General features: G+C 67.4%; 9 protein-coding genes. 3 read left to right on the top strand and 6 right to left on the bottom strand.

The window, feature by feature from the left end; translation table 11 throughout:
* Window positions 1-21 precede the first annotated feature (21 nt).
* Complete coding sequence (locus EP7_RS07045) at window positions 22-1,347, bottom strand: serine/threonine protein kinase (protein WP_463527097.1); 1,326 nt, start codon at window positions 1,345-1,347, stop codon at window positions 22-24.
* Between the two features lie 707 nt (window positions 1,348-2,054).
* Here EP7_RS07045 and EP7_RS07050 point away from each other — a divergent pair.
* Window positions 2,055-2,225 (top strand): hypothetical protein, encoded by a 171-nt coding sequence (locus tag EP7_RS07050; RefSeq protein ID WP_463527099.1) that lies wholly within the window; start codon window positions 2,055-2,057, stop codon window positions 2,223-2,225.
* A gap of 10 nt (window positions 2,226-2,235) precedes the next feature.
* Here EP7_RS07050 and gnd read toward each other — a convergent pair whose 3' ends face one another.
* The 3 genes from gnd to EP7_RS07065 all read right to left on the bottom strand — a co-directional run bounded on the left by gnd (window position 2,236) and on the right by EP7_RS07065 (window position 6,018).
* Window positions 2,236-3,696 carry a decarboxylating NADP(+)-dependent phosphogluconate dehydrogenase gene (gene gnd, locus EP7_RS07055; protein WP_463527101.1) on the bottom strand — a complete coding sequence of 487 codons (1,461 nt, stop codon included), beginning with the start codon at window positions 3,694-3,696 and terminating at the stop codon, window positions 2,236-2,238.
* 69 nt (window positions 3,697-3,765) lie between these two features.
* Complete coding sequence (locus EP7_RS07060) at window positions 3,766-5,061, bottom strand: diphosphate--fructose-6-phosphate 1-phosphotransferase (protein ID WP_463527103.1); 1,296 nt, start codon at window positions 5,059-5,061, stop codon at window positions 3,766-3,768.
* A gap of 51 nt (window positions 5,062-5,112) precedes the next feature.
* Window positions 5,113-6,018 carry an HAD family hydrolase gene (locus EP7_RS07065; RefSeq protein WP_463527105.1) on the bottom strand — a complete coding sequence of 302 codons (906 nt, stop codon included), beginning with the start codon at window positions 6,016-6,018 and terminating at the stop codon, window positions 5,113-5,115.
* 337 nt (window positions 6,019-6,355) lie between these two features.
* Between EP7_RS07065 and EP7_RS07070 the strand changes: the two genes are divergently transcribed.
* Window positions 6,356-7,453, top strand: a complete 1,098-nt coding sequence (locus EP7_RS07070; protein ID WP_463527107.1) for a hypothetical protein — start codon at window positions 6,356-6,358, stop codon at window positions 7,451-7,453.
* 238 nt (window positions 7,454-7,691) lie between these two features.
* Window positions 7,692-8,975 (top strand): serine/threonine protein kinase, encoded by a 1,284-nt coding sequence (locus EP7_RS07075; RefSeq protein ID WP_463527109.1) that lies wholly within the window; start codon window positions 7,692-7,694, stop codon window positions 8,973-8,975.
* Between the two features lie 124 nt (window positions 8,976-9,099).
* Here EP7_RS07075 and EP7_RS07080 read toward each other — a convergent pair whose 3' ends face one another.
* Entirely contained in the window at window positions 9,100-10,290 is a 1,191-nt protein-coding gene (locus EP7_RS07080; protein WP_463527111.1) for a pyridoxal phosphate-dependent aminotransferase, read from the bottom strand.
* A gap of 67 nt (window positions 10,291-10,357) precedes the next feature.
* Window positions 10,358-11,362 (bottom strand): TIGR01777 family oxidoreductase, encoded by a 1,005-nt coding sequence (locus tag EP7_RS07085; protein ID WP_463527113.1) that lies wholly within the window; start codon window positions 11,360-11,362, stop codon window positions 10,358-10,360.
* Between the last annotated feature and the right edge of the window lie 643 nt (window positions 11,363-12,005).

Genomic DNA, 12,005 nt, shown 5'->3' on the forward strand with positions numbered 1-12,005 from the left:
CCCATCGGCGCGGGGCGTCGCTCAATAAAGGTCGGAATTGTTGGTCAGGCGCTGCTCGACCAGGTCCCCCTGGCGGGCAATTTCGAGCATCGTCGCCCGGATCTCCTCGGGGCGGACGTGCTCCCTGGCGAACGTCCGGGTCATCACGTACATCGACTCGCCGCCGATGGTGCGGATCGAGATTGCCCCGTGGGTCAGCTCGGAATTCAGCTTCAGGGCAAACTCGTGGTGCATCGACTTGGCCGGGGCGCAGACTCCGAAGACGGTCAGGAGCCGCTCACCCTCGCCCGACTCGTGGAATTCCAGGTAGACCTCGTGGATCCGGTCGCCGGGCAGCGGGAAGACGAGCCTGTAATTGTCGGCTCCCCCCTGGATCAGGCAATCGACCCCCGCGAGGCTCTCCTTGATCAGGGTGTCGGGATCTCGCAGGCCGGAGATCACCAGCCGCAAGTCTTCGGACAGCTCGCCGGCCGTCTCATACCGATTGTCGGGCAGCTTGGCCAGGCAGCGCTTGAGGATCGCCACCACCGACTCGGGGACGTCGGGCGCGAAGATCCGGATGTCGGGGGCCGGCACGTTGCGGTGCTGGCGGATCAGCTCGATGACCCGGTCGGCCGTGAACGGCAGGCGGGCCGAGAGCAGGTAATAATACATCACGCCGACGGCATAGAGATCCGACCGGGCGCTGGCGGCGACGCCGCTGAACAGCTCGGGTGCCATGAAGGTCGGGCTGCCGGCGACCGTGTTGTTGCCCAGGCCGTCAAGCTCGCTGATGCGCCTGACCAGGCCGAAGTCGGCCAGCTTGGCCAGCCCCGAGGGGGTCAGCAACACGTTAGACGGCTTGATGTCGCGATGGACCAGGCCCGCCTTGTGGGCGGCCCCTAGCGCCTCGACCACCTGCCGCACCAGGCATGACGCCTTGACCGGCTCGAAGGCACCCTCGTGCACCAGGCCGTCGCGGAGGGTCCGGCCCCCCGAGATGTATTCCATCTCGATGAAGTGGTAGCCGCGGTCGCTCCCCAGGTTGTGGACGGTGACCACGTTGGGGTGGGCCAGATTGGCGACGGCGCGGGCCTCGGCCCAGAACCGCTCGTGCACCTGCGGCTCACGCTTCACCAGCCCTGGGTTCATCACCTTGATGGCGCAGGGCCGCAGGAGGCCCATGTGCTGGGCCTTGTAGACGCGGCCCATGGACCCGTGGCCAAGCAGCCGGCCGAGCCGGTACTGGCCGAACGGACGATTCTGGATGTCGTCGACAAGCGGGAAACCATCGGAATCGGCGACGGCTTCGCCGCCCCGGTACGCGACCGTTTCCTCGACCTGTTCGGCGAACTGTGTTGCGATCATGACCCTTTCCTTGGAGGACGGTCGGCCCAGCCTCTCGGCCCCGGCCAGCGTCGCGACCCCAATTGGTCGCTGTCCCGATCCTCTCGATTCGACACGCTCGTTGAGTCTAGTGTTCGCGGCAAAACCAGACAGTCAAGTCGCACAGGGCGCAACTTTGACAATCGTCATGGAAGGGCCACGATCCACGACTTAGAAATCCGCGTCATCGGGGAGAACTTCGTCCCGACGCGCCCGAGATTATCGATCTCGAATATCCGGCCCTGGAATCTCGCCTGGAGATTCTTCGGACACGGCCTGGGGTGAGATTGAGGGGTGGGGGTGAATCCTGGGCGGCCGATCATACGATTCCGGGGAAGTTTGGCAACCCTGGAATCGACCCGAGCATCCTCGCATGCAGGTAGATATCGGAGAAACGAAGCCACGGGCGACAACTGAGTCCGTTCATCGAGCTCGACCGCCGACCTCGCGAATCTCGTCGGGTGGCGTCGAGGAGGCTGCTCCCCCTGACCCTAGTACGAAGTTCGGAGCGTATGGGTCGAAGCCGGCAAAAACAAAATCGACATGCGTCACACCGATCGCCCCGTCCGCCCCTGAGTCATGGGGAAGGGACGGACGAGGTTCGAGGCGTTCATTCAGCATAACGGCAAGGTCGAGGGGCCTGCCGCGACCGATTCTTGAGGAATTCGACGCGGACGTCGCCGGAGACCGTGTTCACGCCGCTGGGATGGCAGCTCCTCCGAGCAAGTGTCAGCCCCTGGGTGGCCGTCAAGGTCGTCTATGTCGGATTGGGCCGGGCGATCAGCGGTGAGCCCTTCGAACGCGAAACGGCCGTCCCGTTGGTTGGGACGGCCGTCTCGGGGTTGCTCGTCATGCAGTAGGGGGGTGGGGTCAGGCGTTGTAGGAGGTCGAGGAGGTCGTGCCGCCGCGTCCGGTCCAGTTGGTGTGGAAGAACTCGCCGCGGGGCTTGTCGACCCGCTCGTAGGTGTGGGCGCCGAAGAAGTCGCGCTGGGCTTGCAGCAGGTTGGCGGGGAGCCGTCCCGTCCGGTAGCCGTCGTAGTAGGCCAGGGCCGACGACATGGCGGGGATCGCCACGCCGCGGGTCGCGGCGGCGGCGATGACCCGACGCCAGCCGGCCTGAGCCTTGTTGATCTGGTCGGTGAAGTAGGGGTCGAGCAGGAGGTTCGCCAGCTTGGGGTCGCGGTCGAACGCCTCCTTGATCTTGCCCAGGAAGGCGCTGCGGATGATGCAGCCGCCCCGCCACATCAGGGCGACGGCCCCGTTGTTGATTTCCCAGCCGCTGTCCTTGGCCATCGCGTTCATCAGGGCGTAGCCCTGCGCGTAGGAGATGAGCTTGCTAGCGTAGAGCGCCTGCTCGATGTCGTCGACCAGGGCTTTGGCGTCGCCGTCGTACTTGGCTTCGGGGCCGGTCAGAACCTTCTCGGCGGCGACCCGCTCATCCTTCTGCGACGACAGGACGCGGGCGAAGACGGCCTCGGCGATGAGCGTCAGGGGCGTGCCCAGGTCGAGCGCCGAGTTGACCGTCCACTTGCCGGTCCCTTTCTGGCCGGCCGTGTCGAGGATCAGGTCGACCATCGGCTTCTTGGTCTCGGGATCGACGAACCCGAGGATGTCGCGGGTGATCTCGACGAGGTAGCTGTCGAGGATCCCCTCGTTCCAGCGGGCGAAGACGTCGCGCTGGGCGGCGGGGGCCATCCCCAGCAGCCGGTCCATCAAGGCATAAGCCTCGCAGATGAGCTGCATGTCGCCGTATTCGATGCCGTTGTGCACCATCTTAACGTAGTGGCCGGCGCCTTCGGGCCCCACCCAGTCGCAGCAGGGGGTGCCGTCGTCGACCTTGGCGGCGATCGCCTGGAAGATCGGCTTGACGTGCGGCCAGGCCTCGGGGTTCCCCCCAGGCATGATCGAGGGGCCCTTCAACGCCCCCTCTTCGCCTCCGGAGACGCCCGTGCCCACGAACAGGATCTTGTGCCCGGCGAGGGCTTTCGTCCGGCGGGTGGTGTCGGGGTAGTGGGTGTTGCCGCCGTCGATCAGGATATCGCCCGGGTCCAGCAGCGGCGCGATCTCGTCGATCACGGCGTCGACGGGGTCGCCCGCCTTGACCATGATCATGATCTTGCGCGGGGTCTTGAGCGAGGCCACCAGCTCTTCCACCGAGTGGGTGCCGACGATCTTCTTCCCCTTGGCACGCCCACCGACGAAGTCGTCCACCTTCGACGTCGTCCGGTTGAACACCGCGACGGTGAATCCCCGGCTCTCGATGTTCAGGACCAGGTTCTCGCCCATCACGGCCAGGCCAATCAGGCCGATATCGGCTGTCGGTTCCGCCATCTCAGTCATCCACCTTTGGGGTCTGTCGCTCGGTCAGTTGAAGGTCGTCCGGGGTTCCGCGGCTCAGGCTCACGCCTTGCGGTACGTCTCCGGCACGTAAGCGGGGAGTGTCTTGGGGGCGAAGGTCTGCGAGATCCGGGCGAACCGGACCAGGCCGTTCACCGTGGGCACCGTCACCCAGTCCTGACCGATCAGGGGCTGAGCATAAGCCAGGTATTCATCGGTGACGTCGCAGCCCGAGGCCGAGATCCAGGCCTTGGGGAAGCTCCGGTCGAAGTTGGCCACCTTCTCCAGCGGAACCTTGTCGAACTCGATGGAGTAGGCCCCCTTCGACCGATCGCGGAGGATCGTGGCCATGTAACCGTTGCCCGCGGAACGCGCGATGTCCACCGCGTAGCGGCCGACGCCATACGCCTCGTCGAGGTCGACGACGCTCGCGTACGCGATCGCGTGCCGCTGGTCGGTCCCGGGCACCTGGCCTCGCGCCTTGCCCGGGACGGGGAACTTGAGCGTGTTCAGGTAGTTCACCACGCTCTGCGCCACGGTCGTCTGGCTGGCGCTGAACTGGACGTGGCCGAAGTTGTCTCGGGTCGCCCCCAGGTCGCCGACGTCGAAGCCTTCGCTGACGACCACAATGCAGCGGCCGTCGCTGGAGAGTTGGTCGAGCACGTTCTTGCCGAGCTGTTCCAGGTTCAGGCCAGACTCGCTCAGGTAGATCTGCAGCGGCATCTCGCGATTCGGGTCGGCCAGCCGCGCGGCGGCGGGGATGAACCCGATCTTCCGGCCCATCGCCTGGATGACCAGCACGGGGTCGGCCGGGCTGCTGCCGCCGTTCTCCTCGTTGGCCTGCCGGACGTACTGGGCATAGTACCGGGCCACCGAGCCGTAGCCGGGCGAGTGGTCCAGCAGGGTGAACTCGGGGTCGCCCAGGTCGTTGTCGATCGTCTTGGGGACGCCGACGGCCACCAGGTCGAGCCCCTTGTCCTGCGCCAGCAGACTCACCTTGTGCGCCGTGTCCTGCGAGTCGTTGCCGCCGATGTAGAAGAAGTAGCCGACGTCGTGGGCCTTGAGCACCTCGACCACCCGCGCGAAGTCCTCGTCCTGCCCGGACTTCAGCTTGTATCGGCAGGTGCCGATGCTTCCGGCGGCGGGCGAGGTGCGCAGCAGCGAGATCTCCTCGGCGGAGCTGGCCGACAGGTCGATCAGCTCCTCCTTGAGGACCCCCTCGATGCCGAACTTGCCGGCGTACACCGTGCCGAAGGTCTTCGAGTCGTCGCGGCACGCCTCGATGATCCCGCGCAGCGAGTTGTTGATGACGCAGGTCGGGCCGCCGGACTGGGCCACGACGACGTTACGCGCGGGCATGGGTGCTTCCCCGGATCATTCGGGACAAGGGTCGAGGTTCAACGGACGACGTCACCTGGAAACGACGGACCAGGGGGGATTCTCGGGCAGCAGCGACTCGAACCGGGCGACTTGCTCGTCCATGTACGAGCCGCCATACGTCCCGGCGAAGAACCTGGGCAGGGCCTCGTCGTGGAACCGCCGCCAGGACTCATCCTCGTGGCCCGGGTCGATCGGGTAGAACAGGACGCCCACCGCCTCGGCCGCCTTGCGATCGCCGGGCGCATCGCCCACCATCAAGACCTTGTCCTTCGCCCACTTACCCTCGGTCGCGTACTGGAGGTGTTCTTTCTTCACCCCGAGCTCTTGCCCGGCGATCAGGCCGACGTACTTCGACAGCCCGTGCTCGCTCCACTCGCGCTCCAGGGCCTCGCTCGGGGTGGCCGAGACCACCATCACGTCGGCCTTCCCCTTGAGCAGCTCCAGCGAAGGCACGACGAAGGGGAAGGGGGGGACGTCCTTGACCATCCGGCCGACCGTCGCGTTGACGGCCTCACTCCATGCGTAGGTCAGGGTCAGGTCGGGGTCGCCGGTCTCCTCGACCGCCCGCTTCAGGGCGGGATTGCCCAGCTTGGTCTCGCGGTCGAGCCAGTCGCGCACGCCTTGGAGCCTCGGCAGCACGAAGTTGCGGGCGGCGACCTCGGGGCGTTCGGCCAGAAGGTCGAGCGTCTTCGTCAGCGCGGGGAACCGGTTGATCCCGCGGTACTTTGAGTACAGGTTGACGAACTCGGCCGCCTCGCGCGCATACTTGGAGATGGCGGCCAGGCCATAGTACTCGATGATGTTGGGGATGAAGCATTCCTTTTGCTTCACCTCCATGCTGTCGAAGACGCAGCCATCGCTGTCGATTCCGACGAAGAAGTCGTGGTTCTTCTTGAACGCGCGGAGCGCGGCGTGGGGGTCGTTGGCGGCTGTCATTCCCTGATCCCTTCGGCGCGGGACGGGGGCCCGGCCCGCGTGCCCGGGGTACCATCCGTCTTGCGTTTGTTGCGGGGCCGGCCGCCGGAGCCCCGCCGACTCGCCCGGCGTGCGGCCGGGTCGGCCCACGGGCCGAATGGTAGTCGGCCGACCGCCCAATGTCCAGGAGCCGCCGGCGTCGCGACGTCAACCCGTCGACGAGCCTCCCGAGGAAACGGAGGAGACTCGGGCCTATCGGGCGATCCCGGGACGGAGTAAGAGGAAGTGCGACCCGAAGCCCCAAGATGGCGGATCGCGACGAGTCCCGAAGACCGACGACAGCGACGAGGACGACCTCATGACGACGAGACAGGCCGGAGCCGCCCTAACTCTCCTGGGTACCTTGATCTGCAACGCCGAGGCGTCGGACGCCGGCCGAGAAACAGGCGGGGTGACGACGGTGGCGGTGCCCGGCGGCGGCAAGCCGGTCGTGGCCAGGGTCGGCCCTGACGGTGCGATCCACCTCCTCTTCGATTCGTCGCACGGGCCCGGCTACGCGAAATCGACCGACGGCGGCCTGACCTTCGGCCCGACCATCCCGGTCCTTGGCGATGGTCCGCGCGTCTCGGGCCTGGAATATTCCGCATGGGACCTGGCCGTCGGCCGGGAGGGCCGCATCCACGTGGCGATGGGTACGAACGCCTGGAAGCTCAAGCTGCCCCAGGACGAGTGGGGACTCTTCTACGCCAGGCTCGACCCCGGCTCCGACGCCTTCACGGCCGTCCGAAACATCAACAGGAAACCCAGCGAGGGCTTCAGCCTGGCCGCGGACGGCGCGGGCAATGTCACCGCCTGCTGGCTCTCGGAGAAGCTCTACGCCAGCGTCTCGCGCGACGACGGCGAGACATTCGCGCCACCGATGGAGATCGATCGGCGTTTCAACCCGTGCGACTGCTGCACGACCAGCGCCGCGTACGGGGAGGACGGGCGCCTCGCGGTGCTCTACCGCGAGGAGACGGCGAACGAGCGGGATATGTACCTGGTCCTTTGGGACCAGGCCGGCGGCCGCGTGGAACGGAAGCGAGTCGGTCGCACCCCCTGGAAGATCGACGGTTGCCCGATGACCTACTACTCGGTCAACGCCCGACCTGGCGGTTTCGTCGCCGCCTGGCCGACGAAGGGCGAGATCAAGTACGCCACGCTCGACGGCAAGGGCAATCCCTCCGGCCCCGCCGAGATCAGGACGCCGGGGATGTCGGGGATGCGGACCGGCGTCGTGGCCCTCTCCGGCATGAAGGGGGGCACGCTCGTGGCCTGGACGCGAGACGGCCGCCTGGGATGGCAGTCTTACGGCGCCGACGGCGAGCCGTCAGGACCCGCCGGATCGGCGGCGAGCGTGGGCAGCGGCGTGGCGGGCGTGCCCCGAGCGGACGGCGGATTCGTCCTGTTCCGCTGAAACCTCCGACGATCTAGCCGATCGAAGGGCAAGGGGCCCCAACCGGCCCGCTTCACGTCCGAGGGAGCGGGCTCAACCCCGACGACTTGACTTGTCCGATGCCCGGGGGCTGATATTGTCGGGCCGTTGAGATAGAGTGAATGGCTGGGCAGCGCCGGGCGAGGGTCGCCCGGCAACCCCGGTTCGGGACGTCCGATCCGGCGAGGGCGCCGGATCAGGCGGGCAGGGGAGTGCGGTCGTGGCGACGTCCGAGAAGCCCAAGTCGACTGGCGGAGCGGGCCTCGACCTCGTCTCGGTCATCCGCAATTCCGGCATTCTTAGCGAGCGACAGCTCTCCGACCTCCGCGCCCGGATCCTCTCCGGCGACCTCCCCACGGCCGCCCCCGCGCTGGCCGAGCGGCTCGTCGACAGCCGGCTCCTCACCGAATATCAGGCGAAGCGGCTCCTCGCCAACAAGCCGCACGGCCTGACCGTCGGCAAGTATGTCATCCTCGACCGGATCGGCTCGGGCTCGATGGGCCGCGTCTTCAAGGCGCACCATCAGTTGATGGGTCGGGTCGTCGCGTTGAAGATCATCGCGCCGGAGATCCTCACCAACGAGCGTGCCCTCGCCCGCTTCCAGCGCGAGATGCGCCTGGTCGGCCGACTCGACCACCCGGGCGTCGTCCGCGCCTTCGATGCCGACCAGGTCAACGGCGTCAGCTACATCGTGATGGAATACGTCCAGGGCCGCTCCCTGGGCCAGATCTACAAGTCCGAAGGGGTCTTCGCCCCCGTCGACGTCGTCAGCTACGGCGTTCAGGCTGCCCGCGGACTGGCCCACGCCCATGCGCAAGGGGTCGTCCACCGCGACATCAAGCCTTCGAACTTGATGCTCAACGAGGAGAAGCAGGTCAAGGTGCTCGACCTCGGCCTTGGCGTGCTGATGGAGGCCGACAACCAGGCCACGTTCGCCACCGCCGACGGGATCGCCGTCGGCACGGTCGACTACATGTCCCCCGAGCAGGCGAGCGGCAAGGAGGTCGACGGCAGGACCGACCTCTACTCGCTCGGCTGCGCGATGTATCACCTCGTCAGCGGACGCCTGCCATTCCCCGGCGACTCCCCCATCGAGCGCCTGGGCAAGCGGATCAACGGCCGACCCGTGCCGCTCCAGGAGGCGCGGGCCGACCTGCCCCCCGGCTTCATCCGAGTCATGGACAAGCTGCTCGCCCATCATCCCAAGGACCGATACCAGAGCGGCACCGAGGCCGCCGACGCCCTGGAATCCCTCCTACGCCGCTCCACCAAGAAAGCCGTCCCCGCCCCCGTTGCACCGCCCGCCGACGCCGAGCCCGCGACCGTCGTCTCCCAGCAGCCGCGCCAGATCGTCGAGGTCGAAGTTTACCCCGAATACCCTGCGTGGTTCCGACCTCTCGCTGAGCTCGCCGAGACGAGGCCGAAGACCGCCCTGACGCTGCTGCTCGGATCGGCCGCCGCCTGCATTGGACTGGGAACCCTACTGGGCTGGGCTGCGTTCTGAGACCTCGAGCAGCATGGGCGGGCATCGTCAAGGCATTGCCACGCAAACGACCCCCGGACCCTCGATTGAGGAGGGTCCGGGGGTCTACTTGCTTGCGACCTAGAGATCGAGTCGTGAACCGGTCTCAGCGCGGGGGCTGAGACTTCATGACCGACTCCAGGGCTTCGAGCAGCCGGTCGTTCTCCTCGCGACAGCGGACGGCGAACCGGAGGTGGCCCTTGGTGAGCACTTCCAGGCCGGGGCCGGTCAGGATCGAGCCCATCTCCAGGCCGGCGTAGTTGGAGCACTCGCGGATCAAGACGCCGCGGCGGGCCATCGCCTCGTGCACCTGCACCGAGGTCCAGGGGGTATCGGTCAGGCTCACGAGCAGGAAGTTGGGGAAGCCGGCGGCGTCCTCGGGACGCTCGCGGCCGGGCCAGGCGGGGCGGAGTCCGGGGATGTCCCAGAGGGCGTCGAACATCCGCTCGGATTCTTCGATGACGATCCCGCGCGTCTCTTCGATGTACTCGTCGTCATTCAGGCATTCGACGGCCGCCAGCTCGGCCGGCACGGTGATCGTCCAGGGGTCCTGGAACCGCTTGAGGCGGTCGACCATCTCGGGCGAGGCGAGCGCGTAGCCCACCCTCAGGCCGGCGATCGAGTAAATCTTCGTCATCGACCGCATGACCATCAGGTTGTCGCGATTGACGACGTCGCCGCAGAGGGTCCGCTCGGCCTCGTCGGGCAGGAAGGCGAGGTAGGCCTCGTCGACCACCGTCAGCAGGGCGCCCGAGGCGTCGACGTGGTCGAGCAGCGTCTTGCGGTCCCAGGCCCGGCCGGTCGGGTTATTGGGGTGGCCCGTCCAGTTGATGCCCGAGGCCTGCTTGGGGAAGTAGTCCTGCTCCCAGCCGATGATGTGCGTCTTGTGCACGTCTACCCGCAGGTTGTTCAGGGTCGAGGCCCGGCGGTACTCGGCGTAGCAGGGCTCGATCAGGTGTGACATCGCCATCCGCGGGTCGCCCAGCTCCTGGGCGTGCTGGGCCAGCACGTCGCGCAGCGAGGCCGCGATCAGGCTGATCAGCTCGGTGGTGCCGGCCCCGACGATCACGCACTCGGTCGGCACGCCGTGGAACTCGGCCACGCGCTCCGTCAGCCGCAATGCCCCGGGCTCGGGATAGCGCTCGATCTTCGCGTTGGCCTTGTACGCGGCGGCCATCGCCCCCTTGGGGGCTCCCAGCCCGTTCAGGCTGACCGAGAAGTCGATCATGGGCAGGTTGCCGAGGCCGTAACGCCGCCGGACCGCCGTCATGTTGCCGCCATGCGAGATCGGATTCATCAGGGCCGATGCCTCTGGTGTGTGCGGAGTGGGTGGGATGTTCTGAAGGATGGCTGGGGGAGTTGCGTCAGTGGTGGGCCGTTGGGGCCGCGTGCGAAGGCGCGGGGCGGGCCGCCTTCTCGTTCTTCGGCGGCTTGGCGAAAAGATTCGCCAGGGCGCCCGCCAGCTCGGGGAATTTGAAGGTGTAGCCAAGCTCCTGCGCTCGCTTGGGCAGCACCTTCTGTCCCTTGGTGACCACCTGGGCCACCTCGCCAAGTCCGGCGTTCAGCAGGAGATCAGGGGGGCCGAACGGGAAGAACGGCCGATGGAATTGCTTCGCAAGCGCCTTGCCGAAGTCCACGTTGCGAACCGGGTTGGGGGCCGTCCCGTTGATCGGACCCTTGGCCTCGGCGTTGTCCAGGGCCAGCAGCATCAGCCCGACGATGTCATCCAGGTGGATCCAGCTCATCCACTGACGGCCCGTGCCGGGCACGAGCGCCGAGTGAGTGCCGCCGATCGGCGAGCCCATCAGCTTGAAGATGGGGGTCATCACCTTCAGAGCCCCTTCGCCCTTGGCCAGCACGACACCGGTGCGGATCGTCGCCAGGCGGGCGAAGCTGGCCGCGGGGGCGGCGGCCTCTTCCCACTCGCGGCAAACCCGGGCCATGAAGTCGGAGCCAGGTGGCGAGGACTCGGTCAGTTCCTGGTCGTCGGTCGGGCCATAATAGCCGATCGCCGAGGCCTGGACCAGCACCTTCGGCTTGACCGTGGCTTGGGCCATGGCGGCCACCACGTTCTCGGTGCCGTAGACGCGGCTATCCCGGATCGTCCGCTTGACCTCCGGCGACCAGCGGTCGGCGAACAGGTTGTGCCCGGCGAGGTTCACCACCGCATCGCAGCCGTCGACGCCCGCGTCCCAGGGGCCGGCGTGGGCGGGGTCGCCTTGCAAGACCTGGACCCCGCGCAACTTGGGGTTGCGCCGGGCGGAGTCGGCGTGGCGTGAGAGCAGTACCGGCGTGTCGCCCCGGCCGATGAGCCGCTCAGTCAGGCGCCTGCCGATCAACCCCGTGCCGCCCGTGATGAAGACCCGCATCTGAACGGCGCCCCCGAAGCATCTCGATGTGTCGCCGACCCCCGCGAGGTCGCGCCTCAGCCTGTCGACCGAGGAGTTCCCGACGGATCGCGTCCGCTTTGAGCGGTGCCGGCGCAATGCAACGGCCCGCCCACGGCGATCCATCTTGGCGCGACCGGGGCCCCGCGTCAAGCAGCCTGATGGATGCCGCAATTCCCCCCTGATTATGGCGTACTCCGCGAGGTTTCCAAGAAATTCTCGCGGTGAAGGCCGCCAGATCCTCCTCCGGGCTCGACGAGTGCCTACCCGGAACAGCGGGCCTCGCCATCACCAAACCGGCCAGGTTCCGGGCCCGAAGGGTGGTGACCTGCCGCATTCGCGTGTGGTAAAATTCCTTCGGATGGAGTGGGTGCGAGCTTACCCCTGTCACGCCTTGCCCCCGTCGAACGCGGGCCGCCGGACTTGGGTCCGCGAGAACAGGGGTGACCGAACCGCCGGCCGACGACGAGTGTCGGCTTCCCGGGAGCTCGCACGACCGCCCAAGATGACCGGATCGCTCGCGTGTCACGGGGACGCGACCAGTCGAGCCGGCGGATCAGGCCTTAACGGGCGGGCGAACTCGCATGGCGAACGAGTCCAGGTCAGCGGCGGCGGGCGAGGCGGC

Source organism: Isosphaeraceae bacterium EP7, from assembly GCA_038400315.1.
GTDB lineage: Bacteria > Planctomycetota > Planctomycetia > Isosphaerales > Isosphaeraceae > EP7.